Raw genomic sequence first — 21,883 nt, forward strand, 5'->3', positions numbered from 1 at the left:
GCATCGGCGGGAGGACGGCGGCCTGCCAGGACAGCAGGACGGGCGGGCCCGGCAGCGGGCTCGTGCCCTCGCCCGGGGTCGCGGGGCCGTCGAGCCAGTCGGCGACGCGCTGGGCGAGGCCCCCGGTGAGGACACCGCCGAGGGCGCAGGCCAGCAGGGCGGTCGCGGGGCCCCCGTAGCCCCGCAGCGCCGTGCGCGCGTCGGGGGCGCTGCGGTGCAGGAGGGCGGCGACGACCGCGAGGGCGAGGACGAGGAGCCCTTGGGTGAGGGTGAGGACGCGGAACAGGGCGTCGCCGGGGAGGGTGCCGGTGGAGCGGTCGGCGGGGCGGTCGAGGAGGGCGTATCCGAGAGTGGCGAGGAGGAGGGCCAGGGCGGCGAGCGGGAGCGCGCGGACGGTGAGGCGGTCGAAGGCGGGGTCGAGTCGCCGCTCGCTGCGGCCGCGACGGCAGACGGCGGCGACGACGAGGGCGCCGAGGACGGCGTACAGGACGCACAGGAGGCGGCCGGCGAGGACCGGCCCGTCGTGGGCGGCGTCCTGCGCGGTGACGGCCGTGCCGATCCCGGCGGCGACGGTGAGCAGGGCGGCGGACGTGTGTGCGGCGCGCAACCTGGCGACGATGCGGCGCCCGTACCAGAAGCCGGGACGGGCGAGGGCGGGCGTCTCGCGGGGGACCTTCGCGTCCCGCGTCCGCGACGCGGGCTCGGCACCGCCCCCGTGCGATGCTCCGCCCCCGTGCGCGGCTCCGCTCTCGCGGGCGGTCCCGTCCGGGGCCTCGGTGGCGTCCGGGTCGTCGGCGTCCCCCGCCGCCGGGAGGGGGCGCTGGTTCTCGTAGGCGCTCCAGGTCTTGTGGGCGAGGAACCACAGGAGCAGGACGAGGGCGGCGGGGACGAGCGCGGCGAGGGCGAGGCGGCGGCCGGGCTGGGTCCACCAGTCGCCGGGGGAGGCGTGCGGCGAGAGGAAGCCGAGCCAGGCGCGGCCGTCGGCGCAGGCCGCGGTGCCCGCGCACTGCCAGGCGGTGAGGTCGAGGGCGACTTCGCAGGCGGCGGCGACCAGGAGGACGGTGAGACTGAGGCCCACGAGGCGGACGAGTGCCCCGTACAGGCGGACGAGGCGCGGGCGGCGCAGGGCGCGCGGGCGCATCCAGTGCGCGAGGTTGACGACCATGAAGGGAAGGAGCAGGAGCCACAGGGCGCGGCTGGCGTCGCCGGAGGTGAGGTTGCACCAGACGTACGCCTCCTGGACGGGCGCGTCCGCGTCGGCCTCGCGCGCGCGTGGCGCCTCCTGGGGCGGGGGCGCGTCCTCCTCGCGCGGCGGCGCGTCCCCGGCACGGCGGTAGAGGGCGGCGGTGTCGTCGCCCGCCACGCGGACCGTGTGCGGATCGTCGAGCATCTCGGCGGGGGTGGTGCCCCCGACTCCGTGGACCAGCAGTTCGAGGGCGGGCTGCTCCCCCGGGGCGGACTGCACGCGCGGTTCTCCCTGTGAACGGACGGGTGGGACGGGTTCTCGCGGGGGACGGGTCGTGGGCGGGGCGGTCGGCGTACCGTACCGCCCGAGGCTGTCATGTCCCGTACGAGCATGGCGGGGCGGGGGCGGCGCTGGAAGGGGTCCGGCGCAGAGTCCCCCGGTCGGGTGAACCAGCAGGGGGGAACGAGCCCGTCGGCGGGCCGGGCCGACGTGGGAGGATGGCGAGGTCGTGACGGCAGGGGCCGGACGCGTCCGGGGACGGCGGGGCACGCGCGCCGCGTGGCGCGGAGCGGGCAGGGACCACAGCAGCGGAAGGACCGGGCGGACGTGAGCGAGAACCTGAACCTCCTCGCCGAACAGCGCCGGGCCGTCATCCTCGACGAGGTGCGGCGGCGCGGCGGGGTGCGGGTCAACGAGCTGACGAAGCGGCTGGGCGTCTCGGACATGACGGTGCGCAGGGATCTCGACGCGCTCGCCCGGCAGGGGGCGGTGGAGAAGGTGCACGGCGGTGCGGTGCCACCGGCCGAGGCGAGCAGTCACGAACCGGGTTTCGAGGCGAAGTCGGGCCGGGAGCAGGGGGCGAAGGAGAACATCGCCCGGGTCGCCGCCGAGCTCGTCGCGCCCGGTACGGCGATCGCGCTCTCGGGCGGCACGACGACATACGCGCTGGCCCAGCGGCTCGTGGAGGTGCCGGAGCTGACGGTGGTGACGAACTCGGTGCGGGTCGCGGAGGTCTTCCACCGGGCGCACGAGGGGAGGCAGGGCCGGGCGACAGTGGTGCTGACCGGTGGGGTGCGTACCCCCTCGGACTCACTGGTCGGGCCGGTCGCCGACGCGGCGATCGCGTCCCTGCACTTCGATCTGCTCTTCCTCGGCGTGCACGGGATATCCGGGCGGGCCGGGCTGTCCACGCCGAACCTCGCGGAGGCGGAGACGAACCGGCGGCTCGTGGCGGCTGCGCGCCGCGTGATCGTGGTCGCGGACCACACCAAGTGGGGCACGGTCGGGCTGAGTTCCTTCGCCCCGCTGAGCGCGGTGGACACGGTGGTCACGGACGAGGGGCTGCCGGAGGAGGCGCGCGAGGAGCTGGCGGAACGGGTGGACTCGGTGCTGCTGGCCGGTGCGCCGCCGGTGTCCTGAGGCCGCGCAGGCGCGGACCCGCACGCCGCCGCGCGGGATGCCGGTGGTCGTGCGGCAGGGTGCCCGGCGGTCAGCTCGCGGGGCCGTCGGGCCACGTACCGTCGGCGAGGAAGGTCTCCAGGGTCGCGGTGTACGGGCTGATGTCGAGGCCCTGGGCGGCGAGCCATTCGTCGGCGTAGTACTTGTCGAGGTAGCGCTCGCCCGGGTCGCAGAGCAGGGTGACGACGCTGCCGCGTTCGCCGCGCGCGAGCATCTCGGCGACGATGCGCAGCGCGCTCCACAGTCCGGTCCCGGTGGAACCGCCCGCCTTGCGGCCGAGGACGCGTTCGAGCACCCGGACCGCGGCGATGCTCGCCGCGTCGGGCACCTTCATCATGCGGTCCACGGCGCCGGGCACGAAGCTCGGTTCCATGCGGGGGCGCCCGATGCCCTCGATACGCGAGGCGCGTTCGCTCACCGCTTCGGGGTCGTGGCGGGTCCAGCCTTCGTAGAAGCAGGAGAAGTCGGGGTCCGCGACGCAGACGCGGGTGTCGTAGCGCATGTAGCGCACGTAGCGGCCGAGGGTCGCCGAGGTGCCGCCGGTGCCCGCCGTGGCGACGATCCAGGCCGGTTCCGGGTAGCGCTCCTCGCGGAGCTGCTGGTAGATCGACTCGGCGATGTTGTTGTTGCCGCGCCAGTCGGTGGCGCGTTCCGCGTAGGTGAACTGGTCCATGTAGTGGCCGCTGCTCTCCGCCGCGAGACGGGCCGATTCGGCGTACACGGTCCGGGGATCGTCGACGAAGTGGCACCGGCCGCCCTGGAACTCGATGAGCCGGCACTTCTCCCGGCTCGTCGTGCGGGGCATCACGGCGATGAAGGGGACGCCGATGAGGCGGGCGAAGTACGCCTCGGAGACGGCGGTGGAGCCGCTGGACGCCTCGATGACGGGGGCGCCGGGCCTGATCCAGCCGTTGCACAGCGCGTGGAGGAAGAGCGAGCGGGCGAGGCGGTGCTTGAGGCTCCCAGTGGGGTGGGTGGACTCGTCCTTGAGGTAGAGGTGCACGTCCCAGTGCGTGGGGAGCGGGAAGCGGAGGAGGTGGGTGTCGGCGCTGCGGTTGGCGTCGGCCTGCACCTGCCGGACGGCCTCCTTGAGCCAGTCCCGGTAGGTGGGGTCGCTGCGGTCGGTGTCCAGGGTGCGGGCCGCGCTGTCAGGGGCGCCTGCGGGAAGACCCGTGGTGTGCGCCGGGGGGCCGGGGCGGTTCTGCTCGGGGGTGGGCACGACGCCGCTCCTGTGCAACGGGCGCGGGAGGCCGCGCGGGGGCTGGTGAAGCCCGATCCTAGACCTCCTCGCACCACTTCTCACCTGCATAAACACCTCTTTGAGCAGCCGAAGCACGGACTTGGGGGCACACGCGCTGCGGGTGGGGGCACGGTGGGCTCACGCGGGGGCGGACGGTCCGCGCGGGGCTCGACGGAGGGCGTACGAGTGCGCCCGCGCGCGCTCCCGGTGGCGACGCGGGGCCCTGGTGCGGGGCGGTGGGGCCGTGCAGACTGCACCACGGACGCGCGCCCCGTGGCCACAGCCGACGGGGGTCGCGGCGCGTCCTGCGGGGAGGCGCGTGGTGGCAGGGGTCGTGGTGACGAGTTGCGGGGGCGCTCCCCCGGGGTCACTCTGAACTCACCTCACTCTGGGTCCACCGGCGATGACGCTGTGAACCAGCCGCCGTACCGGTCCCCCTGTACGTCGGCGGGAGTGGGAACCGCCGGCCGCGAGCATCGTCTTCTTCCGGACTCACCTCGGGGAGTGACAGCCGTGATCAGCCAGCCCAGCAGGCACTGTGCCGTGGAGCTCCAGGCCCTGCCCTCGCGGATCGGTCAGGTCCGCAGAATCGTGTCGGCCCAGTTGCGTTACTGGCATCTCGACACCTTGATCGACCAGGCGACGCTCGGGGTGACCGAGCTGCTCGCCAACGTGCACCGGCACGCGAAATCGGACAAGACGTGTTCCGTGGAGATCGCGTTCGTGCTCGGCGTGCTCACGGTCTCCGTGCGCGACCGCGATCCGAAGCTCCCTGAATTGCGCCGGGTCCCGGACACGGAGACGTGCGGCCGCGGCCTCGCGCTCGTCGCGGCGGTGAGCGAGAGCTGGGGGGTCCGCCCCGACGAGCGCGGCAAGGTCGTGTGGTTCACGCTCGCCGCCGCCGAGCAGGCGGCGCCCGTCCCCCCGGCGACGGCGCGCCGCCGCTACGGGGTGGTCGCGGAGCCCTTCGCGACGGAGGACACGCGGGAACGGAGGGAACGGCGGGGCGTACGGGCGGTGGGCGTGTAGAAGGCGGGGACGGGCGGCGAACCCCGGACTCACGGAGCACTCGGCCGCGCGGCGGGCCGCTCAGCCCCGCCCACCGTCCAGTCCCTCCGGCACTCGCCCCCGCCGCACGACAGCCGTCCCCCCGTCAGCCGCCCAGCGCCGCCAGGGGGTCGTCCAGGACCGGTTGCCAGGCGAGTTCGGCGGCGCCGACGAGGCTGCCGCGGTCGAGGGCTGCGGCGAGGACGGGGACACTGCCGCTGCGGCCCCACAGGCTGCGGTCGGCGATCACCGCGTGGAGGCGCTCGGGGGCGGCCGCGAGAAGGGTGCGGTGCAGGCCGCCGAGGAGGATGCGGTCGGGGTTGAGGATGTTGACGAGGGCCGCGAGACCGAGGCCGAGGCGATCGGTGAGCGTCTCGACGGCGGCGCGCACGGCGGGCTCCGCACCGTGCGCCGCGATGAGGTCCTGGGCCTCGCGCATCTGGGAGTCGCCCGGGGTCCGCCCGAGGGCGAGGAGGAGGGCGCGCGGGTCGGTCTCGACGTCGAGACAGCCCCGCCCCCCGCAGTAGCAGGGGTGTCCGCCGGGCCGTACGACGAGGTGCCCGACCTCCAGGGCCAGCCCCGAACTCCCGGTGTGCGGGCGCCCGTCGACCACGAGGGCGCCGCCGACGCCCCGGTGGCCGGTCGCGACGACGAGCAGGTGCCGGGCGCCGCGACCGGCCCCGTGACGGTGCTCGGCGAGGGCCATCAGGTTGATGTCGTTGCCCGCGAAGGCCGGGACGTCCAGACCGGCGGCGTGGACCTGGGCGGTGAAGATGTCGCGCACGGGGGCACCGGCGGGCCAGGCGACGTGCAAGGGGTTGAGCGCCGTGCCCTCGGGCTCGGCGACGGCGGACGGTACGGCGAGGCCCGCGCCCACGCAGCGTCTGCCGGTCTCGCGCAGCAGGGCGAGACCGGCCGCGACGACGGACCCGAGCACGTCGGCCGGGTCGGCCCCGACCATCTCGCAGCCCGGCGAGGTCGCGACGAGCTGCCCGCCGAGTCCGACGAGGGCGGCGCGGTAGCCGTCCGCGTGCACCTGCGCGGCGAGGACGACGGGCCCGTCCGGGTCGAGCGCGAGCCGGTGCGAGGGCCGTCCGTGCGAACCGGCCGGGGCGGCGGGGCGCGCGTCCACCCTGATCAGCCCGAGCGATTCCAGCTCGGCGGCAACGGCACCGGCCGTGGCGCGCGTGACACCGAGGGCGGAGGTGAGGACGGCGCGGGTGGGGGCACGGCCGGTGTGGACGAGTTCGAGCGCGGGCCCGAGCGCGCCACGCCCCCGTTCAAGGCGCGTCCGCTCGCCCCGCGCCCGCTCCGCCGGAGCCCGGTCGCGCCCGTCCCGGCTCCGTGTGCCGGCCGCGCTGTCCACCCGAATGTCTTTCGGGGTACGCGCCCCTGCCTCCTCGCCGTTCATGTCGGGGAGTCTGTCATGCCCCGTCACCCGGGCACCCCGCCCCACCTGTGCGGTACCCGCCGCCGTTCCCGCGCGCTCAGCCGGGCAGGCCCGTCATGCGCAGCGTGATGTTGAGCCGCCCGCGGGCGAGGCCGTCGCCCGGGTCCCCCGTACCGGGGCGGACCTTGGGGACGCCGTGGTACGCGAAGCGGGACGGGCCGCCGAAGACGAGGAGGTCCCCGGACTCCAGCTCGACGTCCTGCCACGGGCGGCCGCGCGTCTCGGTGTTGCCGAGGCGGAAGACGCAGGTGTCGCCGATGCTCAGCGAGACGACGGGCGCCGAGGCCCGCTCCTCCTTGTCCTGGTGCATCCCCATCGTGGCGCCCGGGCCGTAGTGGTTGACGAGGGCGACGTCCGGCTCGTACCGCGCGGCGGCCTCCTCGTCGTCGTAAGCGGCGGCGATCGCGCGGCGGCCCAGCTCGCCGAGCCAGCCGGGCAGGGGCAGCACGGGGGCGCCGTTGACGTCGTCGGCGGTGCGGCTGTAGCGGTACGGGAGCCAGTGGCGGCCCAGGCAGAGGCTGTCCACCGACATGACGCCGCCGCGCGGCAGCCGCGCCCTGCGCATCGGCACGGGTCCGCGCGCCCAGTCCCGGCACTCCTCCACGAGGGCACCGCGCCGCTCCGGCGGCAGCCAGTCGGGGACGTGGACGGCGCCCGGGGCGAGCGTGGTGCGGGAGCGCGGCAGGAGCGAGGCCATGCCTTCCATGCTCGCACCCGGCAAGGATGACGAGCGCCCCCGCGCCCCTCCCCCACCCCCTTGTGAGCCGTGCACGCCCCCCGTACGCTGATTTTGTGTCGCTCTTGAACAAAGTAGGCCGCGCGCGCTCCGGCGCCGCGCGCACCGTCGTCGCCGACGGCTCCCCCGCCTCGCTCCTGCGGCTGCGTGCCGCCATCACCGTCTTCTTCGCACTCGACGGTTTCGTCTTCGCGGGCTGGGTGGTGCGCATCCCGGCCATCAAGGAGCAGACGCACGCCTCCTCCAGCGCGCTCGGTCTCGCGCTGCTCGGCGTCTCGGCCGGCGCTATCGTGACGATGGCGCTCGTGGGACGCGCGTGCCGCCACTACGGGAACCACCCCGTCACCGTCTGGTGCGCGGTCCTCGTCTCGCTCGCGATCGCGCTGCCCCCGCACATGCACACGGCCTGGTCCCTCGGCGCGGTGCTGCTGGTCTTCGGCATCGGCTACGGGGGCATCAACGTCGCCATGAACAGCGCGGCCGTGGACCTCGTGAACGCGCTCGGCCGCCCTGTCATGCCGAGTTTCCACGCGGCGTTCAGCCTCGGCGGGATGCTCGGCGCGGGGCTCGGCGGCCTCGTCGCCTCCCGCCTCTCCCCCTCCTGGCACCTCGCGCTGCTCACGGTGATCGGGCTCCTCGTGACCGCGGCGGCCACCCCGGCCCTGCTGCGGCACCGCGCCCCGGGCACCCCGGCCCCCTCCCGCGTCACCAGGCTCGCCCCGGGCGCCGAGGCGGCGGAGCTCCCCGGCGGCGATCCGGCCGCGAAGACTCCGGCGCGCGGCGGGATCACGGGGGTCGTCGTCATCCTCGGCGTCGTCGCGCTCTGCTCCTCGTACGGCGAGGGGGCGATGGCGGACTGGGGGGCGCTCCACCTCGACCAGGATCTCGACGCGAGCGCGGGCGCCGCCTCGGCGGGCTACTCGCTCTTCGCGCTCGCCATGATGATCGGGCGGCTCTCGGGCACGGCGCTCCTCGAACGGCTCGGCCCGACCCTCACGGTCGTCGGCGGCGCCTTCGTCTCCTCGGCGGGGATGCTGATCTCCGCGCTGGCGCCGACCCTGTGGCTCGCGCTCGTCGGGTTCACCGTCATGGGCCTCGGGGTCGCGAACATCTTTCCCGCCACGATCGGCCGCGCCGGCACCCTCGCGGGCCCGCAGGGCGTGGCGACGGCCTCGACGCTCGGCTACGGCGGTCTGCTCCTCGGGCCCCCTGTCATCGGGTTCATGGCCGACTGGTTCTCGCTCCCGACCGCGCTGCTCAGCGTCTCGGTACTCGCGGCCCTCGCGGGCGTCATCGCCTGGACGACACGGCGCGCCGGCGAGCCACGCGCCCCGCGACCGGCGGAACCGGCCTGACGGACCGGGCGGGCGCGGGACGGACATGGAGCGGAGCGGAGCGCTCGCGGCGCGAGCCGGACGCCCGCGCATCCGGTGCCCGGACCGCGCCCGTACCCGCGCACGCGGCGGCGCGGACGACGGCGCTCGCGCGGCACCCCGCGCACCCCGCACGAGTCCCCCGTCGCGACGGACGCCCCGCCCATCGACAAGCGCCCCGGCCCGCCCCACGTACGGGGACAAGCCGAGCGCCCGCCGTGCCTCAGCCGCGCGCTCCCGCGCCCGTCCCGTCCGGGGTCTCCTCCGGCGCCGCGTCGGTGGCCGGGCCCGGTTCGCGGCCGGAGGCGGAGGCGCCGCGCTTGCGGGGCTGCGGGTCGAGGCGCTGGAGCGCGCGGTTGGCGAGCGGGTGGTTGCGGACGAGCTCGGCGAGGGTGAGGGAGCCGCGCGTGATGCGGGCGAAGGCGTTCCACGCCGGGCGGACGGTGGTGAGGGCGGTGTGGAAGAGGGCGGGGCGGCGCTCGAAGATGCCGAGCAGGCGGCGGCCGACCGCCATCTCGACGCCGAGCCCGGCCTTGATGGCGAAGGCGTAGTTGAGCGCCTGGCGTCGGGCGTCGACCGCGTCGTGCGCCTCGGAGACCCGTACCGCCCACTCCCCCGCGAGGCGGCCGGAGCGCAGCGCGAAGGAGATGCCCTCGCGGGTCCACGGCTCCAGCAGGCCCGCCGCGTCACCGGCGACGAGGACGCGTCCGCGCGAGAGCGGCGAGTCCTCGGTGCGGCAGCGCGTCAGGTGGCCGCTGGAGACCTTCGGCTCGAAGCCGGCGAGGCCGATGCGGGCGACGAAGTCCTCCAGGTACCGCTTGGTGGCCGCACCCTCGCCGCGGGCGGAGATGACCCCGACCGTGAGGGTGTCGCCCTTGGGGAAGACCCAGCCGTAGCTGCCCGGCAGCGGGCCCCAGTCGATGTGCACGCGGCCCTTCCAGTCGGCGGCGACGGTCTCGGGCACGGGGATTTCCAGTTCGAGGCCGAGGTCCACCTGGTCGAGCTTGACGCCGACGTGCGCTCCTATCCGGCCCGCGCTGCCGTCCGCGCCGACGACGGCGCGGGCGAGCAGCGTTTCGCCGCTCTGGAGGACGAGTGCGACCGTGCGCCGGTCGGGCACGGCCGGGCCGTGCTGCTCGACGCGCTGCACGACGGCGCCGGTGCGCAGCTCGGCGCCCGCCTCGCAGGCGGCGTCCACGAGCCGCTGGTCGAACTCGGGCCTGTTGACGAGGCCGAAGAGCATGTGCCGGGCCTTGCGGGTGCGCTGGTACCTGCCGTCGAGACTGAACGTGACGGCGTGCACCCGGTCCTGGAGCGGCAGGTCGAAGCCCGGCGGGAGGCTGTCCCGCGAGGGTCCGACGATGCCGCCGCCGCACGTCTTGTACCTCGGCAGCGCGGCCTTTTCGAGGAGCAGGACGCGCCGCCCCGTGACAGCCGCCGCGTAGGCCGCCGAGGCTCCGGCGGGACCCGCGCCGACCACCACCACGTCCCACACCCGTGAGGTGGCCGCCGGGTCCTGAGCTGTGTTCTCGCTGCTCACGATGTGCTTCCGCTCCCCATCCCGCTGTTGACTGCTGTGCGTGACCCCGGTTTCCCGGGGCATCCTACGGCCGGGCGGCTGGTGGTCCGGCTGTGGGAGTATCGAGAGATCGTTCGCCGTGCGCACACCCGCGCGCGAGCCCTGTGCCCGCTACAACGTCGCAGCCCCCTGGAGGGTGCCCATGTCGCCGAATCCGCCCGTGGAATCCGCCGCCGCGAACCCGCTCGTTGAGTCCGTCGCCGCGCTGATGCCGCACGCCCGGGAGGAGTTGGCGGAGCTGGTGGCCTTCCGGTCCGTCGCCGATTTCGGGCAGTTCCCGCGCGCGGAGTCCGAGGGCGCGGCGCGCTGGGTCGCGGACGCGCTGCGCGCGGAGGGCTTCGAGGACGTCGCCCTGCTCGACACGCCGGACGGCACCCAGTCGGTGTACGGCCGCCTCGCGGGCCCCGAGGGCGCGCCGACGGTGCTGCTCTACGCGCACTACGACGTCCAGCCGCCGCTGGACGAGGCGGCCTGGCAGACGCCGCCCTTCGAGCTGACGGAGCGTGACGGGCGCTGGTACGGGCGGGGCGCGGCCGACTGCAAGGGCGGTGTGCTCATGCACCTCCTCGCGCTGCGCGCGCTGCGGGCGAACGGCGGTGTCCCGGTCACGGTGAAGTTCATCGCCGAGGGCTCCGAGGAGCAGGGCACGGGCGGTCTGGAGCGGTACGCGGAGGAGCACCCGGAACTGCTGCGCGCCGACACGGTCGTCATCGGGGACGCGGGGAACTTCCGGGTGGGCCTGCCGACCGTGACGAGTTCGCTGCGCGGCATGACGATGGTGCGGATCTCGGTCGCCACGCTCGCGGGGAACCTGCACTCGGGGCAGTTCGGCGGGGCGGCGCCCGACGCGCTCGCGGCGCTCGTGCGCGTCCTCGACTCGCTGCGGGCGGAGGACGGTTCGACGGCGGTCGACGGGCTCGACGCGGACGGGCGCTGGGAGGGAATCCAGTATCCCGAGGAGGACTTCCGAGCCGACGCGAAGGTGCTCGACGGGGTCGGGCTCATCGGTTCGGGGACGGTCGCCGACCGGATCTGGGCGCGGCCCGCGGTGACGGTGATCGGGATCGACTGCCCGCCGGTCTCCGGTGCCACGCCGTCGGTGCAGGCCGCGGCCCGCGCGCTGGTGAATCTGCGGGTGGCGCCCGGGCAGGACGCCGCGCGGGTGACGGAGCTGCTGAGGGCGCACGTCGAGCGGCACACGCCGTGGGGGGCGCGGGTGAGCGTGGAGCAGGTCGGTCAGGGCCAGCCGTTCCGCGCGGACACGACGAGCCCGGCGTACGGGGCGATGGCGCGCGCCATGGCCGTCGCCTACCCGGGCGAGGAGACGCAGTACGCGGGTCAGGGCGGCTCGATCCCGCTCTGCAACACGCTGGCGGGCCTCTACCCGGAGGCGGAGATCCTGCTCATCGGCCTGAGCGAACCCGAGGCGCAGATCCACGCGCCGAACGAGAGCGTGTCGCCGCGGGAGCTGGAGCGCCTGGCGGTCGCCGAGGCGGTCTTCCTGACGGAGTACGCGACGGACGGGCGCTGAGGGGAACGCGGCGGAGCGGCGCCGGTCCGGTTGCCGGGCGGGCTCGCCCGCGTGCGTGACCGGTGGTGCCCGGCCCCGGTGGCCGTGGTCCGCGCTCAGCCCTGAGCGTAGAAACTTGTGGAGCCGCCCCGGATGGCGCAAGTTCGGAGCATGGAGACACTGACAATACGGCCCGGCCTGCACGTCTTCCGCTTTCCCGTGGGGCAGGCGTACCTGTGGGACGGGGCGGACGAGGACGGCGCGCTGACCCTGGTGGACGCGGGCCCGGTCGGCGCGGGCGAGCGGATCGTGGAGGGGATCAGGGGGCTCGGGCTGGACCCGGCGCGCCTGGAGCGCGTCGTGCTGACGCACGCGCACGAGGACCACTGCGGCGGAGCCGCGGAACTGGCGGCGGCGTACGGGGCCGAGGTGGTCGCGCACCGGTGGGAGGCGCCGTTCGTACGGCACGAGGCGCCGCTGCCGCCGCCGGTGCTCATCGAGGAGGAGCTGGCCCTCTGGGAGGCGACGCGAGGTCTGCCGGCCGCGCCGCCCACCCGCGTGGACCGGCTGGTGGAGGACGGTGACGCCCTCCCCTTCGCCGGGGGCGCGCGGATCACGCACACACCGGGCCACACCCCCGGCAGCATCGCGGTCCATCTGCCCCACCACGGCGTGCTGTTCACGGGGGACACGGTGGCGGTGACGGACCGGGTGCGCCTGGGCGTCTTCCACATCGACCGGGAGGCCGCACGCGCCTCCCTGCGCCGCCTCGCGGCGCTGGGTCCCGGGGTGCTGTGCCCGGGACATGGCGAGACGGTGACGGAGGGCGCGGCCGCGGCGTTGCTGCGCGCGGCGGAGTGGGACGCAGGGCTGTAGGCGCCGTCCGGGCGGCGGGGCCGGTCCCGGTCAGTCCGTCAGCGGCTTTCCCCGTTCCAGGTACGCGATCGAGCCGGCGCGCCTGGCCCGCAGGGCCCAGCGCAGGCGCGCGTACCTGACCGGCGGGAGGAGCCCCGCCGCCTCCTCCTCCGTGACGAAGCGCCAGTCGCGCAGTTCCGGGCCAGGCAGGGCGAGCGAGGCGTGGACGGCCTCGGGCAGGTTCCCGCCGTCGAAGAGGAGGCGCATTCCGCCGAATCCGGGCGGCATCGGGGGTTCCCAGTCCACGACGAGGAGCCGGAGCGTGTCCCGGAGCCTGACACCCGTCTCCTCCGCGACCTCGCGCAGCCCCGCGAGAGAGGGGGCCTCGCCGCGCTCGACCACGCCGCCGGGGAACTCCCAGCCGGGTTTGTAGGTGGGATCGACGAGGAGGAAACGGCCGCTCCGGTCGAAGAGGAGCACCCCGGCCGCGAGGGTCTCCGCGGTGGGCTCGGCGGTCTGCACGATCGGGCAGGCGGGCAGGGCCCCCGAGGCGAGCAGCCCGGCGAGGGCCTCGGCGGTGGGGCGCGGGCCGCGCGGGTCGGCGGGGAGCGGGTGCGCGTCGGCGGCGAGCCAGCCGGCGAGGGCGGTCGCGTAGGCGGAGGCACGGGCGGCCGGGGCGGGTGCGGTGGCGCCGTTGAGGTGCGCGGGGCGGGTGCGTGTCGCCGTGGTGGCGAGGTGGTCCCCCTGGGCCGCTTCGACCCGTACCGTCTCGGCCCGTACCGGCTGCGCCCACGCGTGCAGGATCGTTTCGTCGGCCTCGACGCGCACATGGTGCACGGCGATCGCGCGCGAGGCGAGGCGGCCGAAGAGGTGGTCGCGCCGCTCCTGCGCGTACAGCGGCAGCGGCACCACGAGGACGCCGCCCACCTCGTCCAGCAGCGCCGCCGCGGTCTCCACGAAGAGGCGCCGCCACAAGGGGAGGTCGAGCGGGTCGCTCCCCTCGGGCGGCGCCGCCGGGAGCCGCGCCACGAGGTCGCGCGGGTCGAAGAGCGTGCCGTCCGTGAGGATGCCCGACAGCTCGCGGGCCACCGCCCGCACCGCCGCACCCGACGCCCCGTTGATCCAGACGATCACGGTCCCCCCTCTCTTCGTGGCCCTCTGTGGCTTGCCCGGTCCGCACGGGAGCGGAAACCCCGGGGGCGCAAGCCGCCCGGCGGGCGCACGCGGCGGCGGGTGACGACCCGTTTCGGGGGCATACGCCTTGGCACGGACGGACGAGGCACGACCGGGACGACGGAGATGCGCCATGGCACACACTCAGGTACTTGACCGCTTTCCCGCGGGCGGACCGCGCGGCAGCTGGCCGGCCGAGGAGCGGGCCGCGCGGGAACGGGCCGCGGGCAGGGCCGCGACGGTCGTGATGGACCTCGCCTCGGACGACTACCTCGTCGTGGTGGGGACGGGTGAGACGACCGGGGCGCTCGCGGCCTGACGGGTCGTACGGGTTCCGCGGCCCCCGGGCGCACGCACGCGTCGCGCGGCCGGGGGCGCGGCCCGAGGGCGTGAAGCACCTCGCGGGGCGCGAACGGAAGCGTGGGGGCGCACCGGCGCACACCATGGCGCGCGTACGGCGCTGCGAGAGTGTGTCCTGGTCGGTGCGGTCGTCACGACCGCACCGGGTGTCCCACGGGAGGCGGATGTTTTCCCCGATATCGCCCGAACGGCCCTCACGCACGGCAATCTGTCCCTCGCGGACTGTTCCCTTTCAACGCGAGGACGCACCATGTCTCAGGTTCCCGACGCGCCCCTTGGCATCGGCACCGGCCCGCTCAGCGCGGCGCTCCAGGAGGAACTCGCCCATCTGTGGCGAGACCTCGACGACGCGCGGCACGGAGCGGTGAACGGCTACTGGTCGATGCGCTGCGACTGGCTCGTGAGCCGGATCAAGCGGATCACGCCGCTCGTCGGCCCGACCCCGTACCAGCACATCCAGACCCCGCTCCTGGAACAGGGCATCTACCAGCGCGTGCACGCCGAACTCGGGATGCCCGCTCCGGTGGACATGGACGAGGTGGCGGCCCGTCACGACACGGACGAGGAGGCGGTGCCGACGAGCACGCGCTGACGGACGGGGGCCGGGTGCCCCGGCCCCGCCCCGGAGCGGCCCCCGTCGTCCGGTCGGCCCCTGCTTCGGCGTCCGGCCGGGTCACTCGCCCCCGTGGTCCCGGCCGAGCTGCCGCAGCGCGCCGGCCGCGGCGCCGACGAGGCCCGCGTCCGTGCCCATCTGGGCGGGGACGGCCTCCAGCCCCTGGACGAAGGAGAGGGTCGCGTATTCCTTGAGGGCGGCCCGCAGCGGAGTGAAGAGCAGGTCTCCCGCCTTCGCGACGCCCCCGCCGATGACGGCGATGTCGATCTCGACCAGCGTCGCCGTCGCGGCGATCGCGGCGGCGAGCGCCTGAGCCGCCCGGTCGAAGGAGGCGCGGGCGATCCGGTCCCCGGCGCGCGCGGCGGCGGCCACCCCCGCGGCGCTCGCGTCGCCGTCCGCGCCCGGCTCCCAGCCGTCCGCGAGCGCGCGGCGGGCGATGTTGGGCCCGCTCGCGATCCGCTCGACGCAGCCCCGGCCCCCGCACGGGCACAGGTCGCCGTCGAGGTCCACGCTGATGTGGCCGATGTGCCCGGAGTTCCCCGTGGGCCCGGGGTGCACCTGGCCGCCGATGACGAGCCCGCCGCCCACGCCGGTCGAGACGACCATGCACAGCGCGTTGGCGTGGCCGCGCGCGGCGCCCTGCCAGTGCTCGGCGGCGGCGATCGCGACGCCGTCCCCGACGAGGCTCACCGGCAGCCCGCCCGTCCCCGCGCGCACCCGCTCGACCAGCGGGAAGCCGCGCCACGCGGCGACGTTGACCGGGCTGACGGTGCCCTCGCTCGCGTCCACGGGCCCCGCGCTGCCGACGCCGACCGCCCGTACGGCGTCCCAGTCGGACGCCTTCCTGAGTTCGCCGAGGACTCCGGACACGGCACCCATGACCGTCTCGCCGTCCTCCTGGGCCGGGGTCGGCCGCTGCGCGCGAGCGTGGATGCCACCCCGTCCGTCGATCAGGGCGCCGGCGATCTTGGTGCCGCCGATGTCGAGCGCGGCGACGAGGTCCGTGTGCATGGGAGTCCGTATCTTCCTGGTGAAAGCGGAGGACAGGGCGAGGGTCATTCTGTCCCCGAACATTCTCTCCCCGGACTGACAACGTTGTCCAGGTTCTATGCTCAACGCCACGGACTCCCGACAGGACAGGACCCTCTCGTGGCACAGACCACCCGCCGACCGGCCCCGCGCTACGGCAACCGTCCGACGATGAAGGATGTCGCGGCCCGGGCAGGCGTGGGGCTCAAGACGGTCTCCCGGGTGGTGAACGACGAGCCGGGCGTCACCCCGGACACCGAGCGGCGGGTGCGGGAGGCGATCGCGGCGCTCGGTTTCCGCAGGAACGACAGCGCGCGGGTGCTGCGCAAGGGCCGTACGGCGAGTGTCGGTCTCGTCCTGGAGGACCTCGCGGACCCCTTCTACGGCCCGCTCAGCCGCGCCGTGGAGGAGGTGGCCCGCGCGCACGGGGCCCTGCTCATCAACGGGTCGAGCGCGGAGGACCCGGAGCGGGAGCGGGAACTCGCGCTCGCGCTGTGCGCGCGCCGCGTGGACGGGCTCGTCGTCATCCCCGCCGGTGACGACCACCGTTACCTCCAGCCGGAGATCGCGGCGGGGATGGCGGCGGTCTTCGTGGACCGTCCGGCGGGCGGGATCGAGGCGGACGTCGTCCTCTCGGACAGTTTCGGCGGCGCGCGCGAGGGGGTGCGCCACCTGCTCGCGCACGGGCACCGGCGCGTCGGATTCATCGGCGACATGCCGCGCATCCACACCGCGGCCGAGCGTCTGCGGGGCTACCGGGCGGCACTCGCGGAAGCGGGGATCACCCCGGCTCCGGGCTGGGTCTCCCTGGGCGTGACCGATCCGGGACGGGTGCGGGACGCGGCGCACGCGATGCTCGCGGGGCCCGAGCCGGTGACGGCGGTGTTCGCCGGGAACAACCGCGTGACGGTGACGGTGGTCCGGGTCCTGGCAGGGCACGCGCGGCCGGTGGCGCTCGTCGGCTTCGACGATTTCGAGCTCGCGGACCTCCTCGACCCCGGGGTCACCGTCGTCGCGCAGGACGCCGCTCAGCTGGGGCGCACGGCGGCGCAGCGGCTCTTCGGGCGGCTCGACGGCGCGGCGCACGAGGCGGAGCGCTTCGTCCTGCCGACGCGGCTCATCCCGCGCGGCTCGGGCGAGCTGCGACCGACGCTCTGAGCAAGTCTCACCCTTCGGTGGAGGGTGAGACCGGGGGTGTCCGGCGGCCCGCGAACGCTTCGAGCCGCCCCCTGTCGAGTCCGGCGCGCGCGGTGATCTCGTCCATGCCGAGCGCTTCGCAGTCGGCGCCGCGCAGGAGGTGTCCGGCGAGCGCCCGGGCGGTCGCCCGTTCGTCCAGGACGTCGCCGCCGGCGCGGGCCGCGTAGGCGGCGAGGCGGTCGGCGGCGCGCTCCCAGCCGGCGCGGTAGAAGGCGTAGACGGCGGCGTAGCGGGTCGGCAGGTGGGCGGGGTGCATGTCCCAGCCCTGGTGGTAGGCGCGGGCGAGGGCGCGCGAGACGAGGTGGTGGTGCAGCCGCCAGGCGGCGTGCACCTGCTCCGTGGGGCCGACCGGCAGGACGTTCGTGGAGCCGTCCGAGAGCCGTACCCCTGTTCCCGCCGCCGCGAGTTGCATGACGGCCTTGGCGTGGTCGGCCGCCGGGTGGTCGGGGGACTGGTGGGCGGCGCTGACGCCGAGCGCGGCGCTGTAGTCGAAGGTGCCGTAGTGCAGCGCGGTGACGCGGCCCTGCCCGGCGTCGATCATGCGGGCGACGGTCGCGGCCCCGTCGGGGCCGAGGACGGCCTGCGGGGTTTCGATCTGGATCTCGAAGCCGATGCCGCCGGGTGCGAGCCTCCGCTCTTCCTCGAAGGCGCCGAGGAGCCGTGCCATGGCGGTGACCTGGGGCGCGTAGGTGACCTTGGGCAGCGTCAGGACGAGGCGGGCGGGGAGCCGGGGCGCGTCGTCGAGGAGCGCGGTGAGGAAGAGGTCCAGGGTGCGGATGCCGCGTGCGCGCACGGCGGCCTCCATGCACTTGATCCTGATGCCGATCGTGGCGGGGACGCGGGCGGGGTCGGGGGCGGCGCAGGCGGCGGCGACGAGGCGGGCCGTGCGCAGCGCGTCGGCGTCCTCCTCGGCGTCGGGCCGCACCCCGTACCCGTCCTCGAAGTCGACGCGCAGGTCCTCGACGGGCTCGGCGCGCAGTTTGGCCCGCACGCGCGGGTACACCTCGGCGGCGAGGCCGGTGCCGAGCCCGGTGGCGGCGGCGAAGGAGGCGGCGTCGGGAGCGTGCGCGTCGAGTGCGGCGAGCGCTTCGTCCCCCCACGCGCGGACGGTGCCCGCGCCGAAGGCGTCGGCGGGCACGTACACCGTGTGCACGGGCTGCCGGGTGCCGGGGTCGCCGGGGTAGCGCCGCGCCAGTTCGGCGTCGACGGGGGCGAGGAGTTCCGCCGCCTCCTTCGCGGCACGCGAGCCGAGCGTGGTGCGTGCGGGCTCCTGCGGGTCCATGGGTCCGTCTCCCGTCCTCGGTCATCCGTCGGGGGAACGTAAGCGGGACCGGACGGGGAGTCAACGACGCCTCAGCGCCGGTACGGGGACGGCCCCGTGTCCGCCCGGGTGGGGGGTGGACACGGGACCGTGCGGGCAGGGACGGTGGTCAGCCCTTGCGGGCGTTGACCTCGTCGGTGAGCTGGGGCACGACGTTGAAGAGGTCACCGACCACACCGTAGTCCACCAGCTCGAAGATCGGGGCCTCCTCGTCCTTGTTGACCGCCACGATCGTCTTCGACGTCTGCATCCCCGCACGATGCTGAATCGCACCCGAAATACCCGACGCGATGTACAACTGCGGAGACACCGTCTTCCCCGTCTGCCCCACCTGATTGGAATGCGGATACCAGCCCGCGTCCACCGCCGCCCGTGACGCACCCACCGCCGCACCCAGCGCGTCCGCCAACGCCTCGATCACCGCGAAATTCTCCGCACCATTCACCCCACGACCACCCGAGACCACGATCGCCGCCTCCGTCAGCTCCGGACGCCCCGAAGACTCCCGCGCCGTCCGCGACACCACCCTCGTCCCCGACGCCCCCTCCGAGAACGACACCACCAACTCCTCCACCGCACCCGCACCCGCGACCGGCTCCACCGGCGCCGAGTTCGGCTTCACCGTGATCACCGGAACACCCCGCGACACCCGCGACCTCGTCGTGAACGACGCCGCAAAGACGGACTGCGTCGCCACCGGACCCTCCGCACCCGCCTCCACGTCCACCGCGTCCGTGATCAAACCCGAACCGATCCGCAACGCCAGACGCGCCGCCACCTCCTTGCCCTCCGCCGACGACGACACCAACACCGCCACCGGAGACACCGACTCCACCGCCGCCTGCAGAGCATCCACCTTCGGCACCACCAAGTAGTCGCCGTACTCGGCGGCCTCCGAAGTCAGCACCCGCACCGCACCATGCTCACCCAGCACACCCACCGTGCGCCCCGCACCCGCACCCAACGCCACCGCGACCGGCTCACCCAGCCGACGCGCCAGCGTCAACAACTCCAACGCGGGCTTACGCACCGCACCATCCACATGATCGACGAAAACAAGTACCTCAGCCATGACAACACTCCTGCGAGACGAGAAGGGGAAGAGAGAGGGTTCTTACCGGACTTCCGGACGTCCGGGCTCAGATGAACTTCCGGCCCGCGAGGAACTCAGCCAGCTGCTTGCCGCCCTCACCCTCGTCGGTCACGATCGTGCCCGCCGTGCGCGCCGGACGCGCCACCGCGTCCTCCACCCTGGACCACGCGCCCTCCAGACCGACCTCGCCCGCCCCGATCCCCAAGTCCTCCAGATCCCAGGACTCCACCGGCTTCTTCTTCGCCGCCATGATCCCCTTGAACGACGGATACCGCGCCTCACCCGACTGATCCGTCACCGACACCACCGCGGGAAGCCGAGCCTCCAACCGCTCCGAGGCCGCGTCACCATCACGACGACCCCGCACCACACCACCCTCGACGCCCACCTCGGACAACAAGGTCACCTGCGGCACACCCAGCCGCTCCGACAGCAACGCCGGAAGCACCCCCATCGTCCCGTCCGTCGACGCCATCCCGCACACCACGAGGTCGTAGCCGGCCTTCTCGACCGCCTTCGCCAGCACCAGCGACGTCCCGAACACATCCGTACCGTGCAGACCGTCGTCCTCGACATGCACGCCCTTGTCCGCACCCATCGACAACGCCTTGCGCAACGCGTCCTTCGCGTCCTCCGGACCCACCGTCACCACCGTGACCTCAGCCTCATCAGCCGCATCCGCGATCTGCAGCGCCTGCTCCACCGCGTACTCGTCCAACTCCGACAACAGACCGTCCACCTCCTCACGGTCCAACGTCAGGTCATCGGCAAAACGCCGGTCACCCGTCGCGTCCGGCACGTACTTCACACAGACAACGATCCTCAAGCTCATGCCGGCTCTCCTACTGCATCGTCGGTTACTCGGCTGCGTCCTGCCCGCAGCATAGGCGCCTGAAGTGGCGAATCCCGGCTGGGGCGGCGGGCACTCCGACCGAAATATTACTCACCAGTAGTACACAAAAGCGCCTGCCCACTGAGCAAGCGCTTTGTGCTGTGACCTTGCCAACGCCGCCCGGGCCCCGCTGTGGCTCCGCGCCGACGGCACACCGGCGCGATCCCCGCGTCAGCCGAGGAAAAGGCGCATCTCAGAGCATCGCCGCGAGGGCCGTGAGGACCTGGTCGCGGCGCGGCGCACCGCTCGCCCGGCGCAGTTCGCGGCCCCCGGCGTCGAGGAAGAGGACGGTGGGGGTGGACTCGATCCCGGCGTGACGGACGAGAGCGAGGTGGTCCTCGGCGTCCACCTCGATGTGCCTGACGCCCGGGACGAGTGCGGCGACCTGGTCGAGTACGCGGCGCGTCGCGCGGCAGGGCTGGCAGAAGGCGGTCGAGAACTGTACGAGCGTGGCCCGCTCCCCCAGCCGTACGTCCCCCAGGTCCCCGCTCGCGAGAAGCCGCGCCCAGTCCGGCCCCGGGCCGCCCCCGGCCGTCCGCGCGGCACGGTCCCCCGCGTCCCGCGTCTCTCCCGCTCCCCCGCCGTCCCGCTCCCGCACGTGTCTCGCGCCGCCTTCCCTCGTCATCGCCCTCGTAATCTGTCCCGCCACTCTCTCAGCACGCGTCGCACGCGGCCGATTCCCGGCGGCCGCGCGCGACCCGCTCCGGCGTGTCACGCATGGCTCCCCGCGTTCGGGGAAAAGCAGGGGCAAGGCTGGATGACCGGCGCGGGGCGCGGGTTCCCGGAGCGGACGTGACGTGAATCTCGCGCGGTTCGGGCACGAGGGCTGGCCCCCCGTTCGTTCATCGGGCACGATCTGCGCAATGCCGCAAACCTACGGCTGCGTAACTTCACGCCGGCGCCCTCGTCCCCTGGCACCGGCGGCAGAGATGAAGGGTCCTCGCCACCCATGGCAGAGCTCGTCTACCGTCCGGTCATCGGTCTCATGCGCACGATGTTCGCGGCGCTCGACCTCAAAATCGACTGCAAGGGCTCGGAGAACGTTCCCCGGACCGGTGGCGCGGTCCTCGTCAGCAACCACATCAGCTACCTCGACTTCATCTTCGACGGGCTGGCCGCGCTGCCGCAGAAGCGTCTCGTGCGGTTCATGGCGAAGGAGTCGGTCTTCCAGAACAAGATCTCGGGACCGCTCATGCGCGGGATGAAGCACATCCCCGTCGACCGCAAGCAGGGCGAGAACGCGTACGCGCACGCGCTGGACTCGCTGCGTGCCGGTGAGGTCGTGGGGGTCTTCCCCGAGGCCACCATCTCCCCTTCGTTCACGTTGAAGTCCTTCAAGACGGGTGCCGTGCGGCTCGCCCAGGAGGCCGGGGTGCCGCTCGTGCCCATGGCGCTGTGGGGCACGCAGCGGATGTGGACGAAGGGCAGGCCGCGCAACCTCAAGCGGTCCCACCTGCCCATCACGATGCGCGTCGGTGAGCGTTTCCACGCCCCCGCCGACCAGTACGCGGGCTCACTGACGCGGCGCCTGCGCGAGCACGTGCAGGAGCTGCTGGAGGCGGCACAGCGCGCCTACCCGGCGCGGCCGAAGGGCCCCGAGGACAGCTGGTGGATGCCCGCGCACCTCGGCGGCAGCGCGCCGACGGCGGCGGAGGTCGCCAAGGCATAGGCGGACGCCGCAGCGCAGGCGGGCCTGTACGCGGCGCGGTTGCGTCGTCCCCGTACCACCGCTCGTACGGGAGAAGGCGGTCGCGCGCGAGACATGTGAAGG

The 21,883-nt window shown here is 74.4% G+C and carries 19 protein-coding genes and 1 pseudogene; 9 read left to right on the plus strand and 11 right to left on the minus strand.

Translation table 11 applies throughout. The annotated features are described in order from the left end of the window. Window positions 1-1,465: pseudogene (locus tag SSBG_RS33955) on the minus strand (hypothetical protein); the annotation flags it as partial. 327 nt (window positions 1,466-1,792) lie between these two features. On the opposite strand from SSBG_RS33955, the gene SSBG_RS00510 reads away from it, so the two are divergent. Then, window positions 1,793-2,605, plus strand: a complete 813-nt coding sequence (locus SSBG_RS00510) for a DeoR/GlpR family DNA-binding transcription regulator (RefSeq protein ID WP_008744288.1) — start codon at window positions 1,793-1,795, stop codon at window positions 2,603-2,605. 70 nt (window positions 2,606-2,675) lie between these two features. On the opposite strand, the gene SSBG_RS00515 is transcribed toward SSBG_RS00510, so the two are convergent. Continuing rightward, on the minus strand, window positions 2,676-3,863 hold the full coding sequence (locus tag SSBG_RS00515) for a PLP-dependent cysteine synthase family protein (RefSeq protein ID WP_008744289.1): 1,188 nt from the start codon (window positions 3,861-3,863) through the stop codon (window positions 2,676-2,678). A 534-nt stretch (window positions 3,864-4,397) separates the two neighbouring features. Here SSBG_RS00515 and SSBG_RS00520 point away from each other — a divergent pair. Then, window positions 4,398-4,913 (plus strand): ATP-binding protein, encoded by a 516-nt coding sequence (locus tag SSBG_RS00520; RefSeq protein ID WP_008744290.1) that lies wholly within the window; start codon window positions 4,398-4,400, stop codon window positions 4,911-4,913. Between the two features lie 124 nt (window positions 4,914-5,037). On the opposite strand, the gene SSBG_RS00525 is transcribed toward SSBG_RS00520, so the two are convergent. Both SSBG_RS00525 and SSBG_RS00530 read right to left on the minus strand, forming a co-directional pair. Continuing rightward, a complete protein-coding gene (locus tag SSBG_RS00525; protein WP_008744291.1) occupies window positions 5,038-6,342 on the minus strand; it encodes an ROK family protein in 1,305 nt (434 codons plus the stop codon). Between the two features lie 76 nt (window positions 6,343-6,418). After that, window positions 6,419-7,078 (minus strand): alpha-ketoglutarate-dependent dioxygenase AlkB family protein, encoded by a 660-nt coding sequence (locus SSBG_RS00530; protein ID WP_037868586.1) that lies wholly within the window; start codon window positions 7,076-7,078, stop codon window positions 6,419-6,421. 104 nt (window positions 7,079-7,182) lie between these two features. Here SSBG_RS00530 and SSBG_RS00535 point away from each other — a divergent pair, with 104 nt between their 5' ends. Next, window positions 7,183-8,472 (plus strand): MFS transporter, encoded by a 1,290-nt coding sequence (locus SSBG_RS00535; RefSeq protein ID WP_008744293.1) that lies wholly within the window; start codon window positions 7,183-7,185, stop codon window positions 8,470-8,472. A gap of 241 nt (window positions 8,473-8,713) precedes the next feature. Here SSBG_RS00535 and SSBG_RS00540 read toward each other — a convergent pair whose 3' ends face one another. After that, the gene (locus SSBG_RS00540) at window positions 8,714-10,030 is read right to left on the minus strand and encodes a geranylgeranyl reductase family protein (RefSeq protein ID WP_008744294.1); all 1,317 of its coding nucleotides are present in this window, start codon (window positions 10,028-10,030) and stop codon (window positions 8,714-8,716) included. Between the two features lie 181 nt (window positions 10,031-10,211). Between SSBG_RS00540 and SSBG_RS00545 the strand changes: the two genes are divergently transcribed. Together SSBG_RS00545 and SSBG_RS00550 are read left to right on the plus strand one after the other, a co-directional pair. After that, window positions 10,212-11,600, plus strand: coding sequence for a dipeptidase (locus tag SSBG_RS00545; RefSeq protein WP_008744295.1), 1,389 nt, complete (start codon window positions 10,212-10,214; stop codon window positions 11,598-11,600). A gap of 150 nt (window positions 11,601-11,750) precedes the next feature. Further along, window positions 11,751-12,455 (plus strand): MBL fold metallo-hydrolase, encoded by a 705-nt coding sequence (locus SSBG_RS00550; RefSeq protein WP_037868587.1) that lies wholly within the window; start codon window positions 11,751-11,753, stop codon window positions 12,453-12,455. Window positions 12,456-12,485: 30 nt separating this feature from the next. Here the strand turns inward: SSBG_RS00550 and SSBG_RS00555 are convergent, their stop codons facing one another. Next, on the minus strand, window positions 12,486-13,568 hold the full coding sequence (locus SSBG_RS00555; protein ID WP_008744297.1) for an NUDIX domain-containing protein: 1,083 nt from the start codon (window positions 13,566-13,568) through the stop codon (window positions 12,486-12,488). Between the two features lie 172 nt (window positions 13,569-13,740). Here SSBG_RS00555 and SSBG_RS00560 point away from each other — a divergent pair, with 172 nt between their 5' ends. Together SSBG_RS00560 and SSBG_RS00565 are read left to right on the plus strand one after the other, a co-directional pair. Further along, the gene (locus tag SSBG_RS00560; RefSeq protein WP_008744298.1) at window positions 13,741-13,926 is read left to right on the plus strand and encodes a hypothetical protein; all 186 of its coding nucleotides are present in this window, start codon (window positions 13,741-13,743) and stop codon (window positions 13,924-13,926) included. Between the two features lie 291 nt (window positions 13,927-14,217). Then, window positions 14,218-14,559, plus strand: coding sequence for a hypothetical protein (locus SSBG_RS00565; RefSeq protein ID WP_008744299.1), 342 nt, complete (start codon window positions 14,218-14,220; stop codon window positions 14,557-14,559). Window positions 14,560-14,640: 81 nt separating this feature from the next. On the opposite strand, the gene SSBG_RS00570 is transcribed toward SSBG_RS00565, so the two are convergent. Then, window positions 14,641-15,591, minus strand: a complete 951-nt coding sequence (locus SSBG_RS00570; protein ID WP_008744300.1) for an ROK family protein — start codon at window positions 15,589-15,591, stop codon at window positions 14,641-14,643. A gap of 138 nt (window positions 15,592-15,729) precedes the next feature. On the opposite strand from SSBG_RS00570, the gene SSBG_RS00575 reads away from it, so the two are divergent. Then, window positions 15,730-16,767, plus strand: coding sequence for a LacI family DNA-binding transcriptional regulator (locus SSBG_RS00575; RefSeq protein WP_008744301.1), 1,038 nt, complete (start codon window positions 15,730-15,732; stop codon window positions 16,765-16,767). Window positions 16,768-16,774: 7 nt separating this feature from the next. Here the strand turns inward: SSBG_RS00575 and SSBG_RS00580 are convergent, their stop codons facing one another. The 4 genes from SSBG_RS00580 to SSBG_RS00595 form a co-directional block, all read right to left on the minus strand. Beyond that, window positions 16,775-18,088, minus strand: coding sequence for a DUF6986 family protein (locus tag SSBG_RS00580; protein ID WP_008744302.1), 1,314 nt, complete (start codon window positions 18,086-18,088; stop codon window positions 16,775-16,777). Window positions 18,089-18,236: 148 nt separating this feature from the next. Then, window positions 18,237-19,199: an electron transfer flavoprotein subunit alpha/FixB family protein gene (locus SSBG_RS00585; protein WP_008744303.1), complete on the minus strand. Its 963-nt coding sequence runs from the start codon at window positions 19,197-19,199 to the stop codon at window positions 18,237-18,239. A gap of 67 nt (window positions 19,200-19,266) precedes the next feature. Then, window positions 19,267-20,052 (minus strand): electron transfer flavoprotein subunit beta/FixA family protein, encoded by a 786-nt coding sequence (locus SSBG_RS00590; protein WP_008744304.1) that lies wholly within the window; start codon window positions 20,050-20,052, stop codon window positions 19,267-19,269. Window positions 20,053-20,305: 253 nt separating this feature from the next. After that, window positions 20,306-20,737, minus strand: coding sequence for a thioredoxin family protein (locus tag SSBG_RS00595; protein ID WP_037868588.1), 432 nt, complete (start codon window positions 20,735-20,737; stop codon window positions 20,306-20,308). Window positions 20,738-21,061: 324 nt separating this feature from the next. Between SSBG_RS00595 and SSBG_RS00600 the strand changes: the two genes are divergently transcribed. Continuing rightward, window positions 21,062-21,781, plus strand: a complete 720-nt coding sequence (locus tag SSBG_RS00600) for a lysophospholipid acyltransferase family protein (RefSeq protein ID WP_008744307.1) — start codon at window positions 21,062-21,064, stop codon at window positions 21,779-21,781. Window positions 21,782-21,883: the final 102 nt, after the last annotated feature.

The organism is Streptomyces sp. SPB074 (assembly GCF_000154905.1).
In the GTDB taxonomy this organism is placed as follows: Bacteria; Actinomycetota; Actinomycetes; order Streptomycetales; family Streptomycetaceae; genus Streptomyces.

Coding starts and splice junctions, on each gene's coding strand:
- SSBG_RS00550 (WP_037868587.1), top strand. CDS start 11,751: ATGGAGACACTGACAATACGGCCCGGCCTGCACGTCTTCCGCTTTCCC.
- SSBG_RS00570 (WP_008744300.1), bottom strand. CDS start 15,591: ATGCACACGGACCTCGTCGCCGCGCTCGACATCGGCGGCACCAAGATC.
- SSBG_RS00525 (WP_008744291.1), bottom strand. CDS start 6,342: ATGAACGGCGAGGAGGCAGGGGCGCGTACCCCGAAAGACATTCGGGTG.
- SSBG_RS00600 (WP_008744307.1), top strand. CDS start 21,062: ATGGCAGAGCTCGTCTACCGTCCGGTCATCGGTCTCATGCGCACGATG.
- SSBG_RS00530 (WP_037868586.1), bottom strand. CDS start 7,078: ATGGCCTCGCTCCTGCCGCGCTCCCGCACCACGCTCGCCCCGGGCGCC.
- SSBG_RS00565 (WP_008744299.1), top strand. CDS start 14,218: ATGTCTCAGGTTCCCGACGCGCCCCTTGGCATCGGCACCGGCCCGCTC.
- SSBG_RS00545 (WP_008744295.1), top strand. CDS start 10,212: ATGTCGCCGAATCCGCCCGTGGAATCCGCCGCCGCGAACCCGCTCGTT.
- SSBG_RS00560 (WP_008744298.1), top strand. CDS start 13,741: ATGGCACACACTCAGGTACTTGACCGCTTTCCCGCGGGCGGACCGCGC.
- SSBG_RS00590 (WP_008744304.1), bottom strand. CDS start 20,052: ATGAGCTTGAGGATCGTTGTCTGTGTGAAGTACGTGCCGGACGCGACG.
- SSBG_RS00595 (WP_037868588.1), bottom strand. CDS start 20,737: ATGACGAGGGAAGGCGGCGCGAGACACGTGCGGGAGCGGGACGGCGGG.
- SSBG_RS00585 (WP_008744303.1), bottom strand. CDS start 19,199: ATGGCTGAGGTACTTGTTTTCGTCGATCATGTGGATGGTGCGGTGCGT.
- SSBG_RS00580 (WP_008744302.1), bottom strand. CDS start 18,088: ATGGACCCGCAGGAGCCCGCACGCACCACGCTCGGCTCGCGTGCCGCG.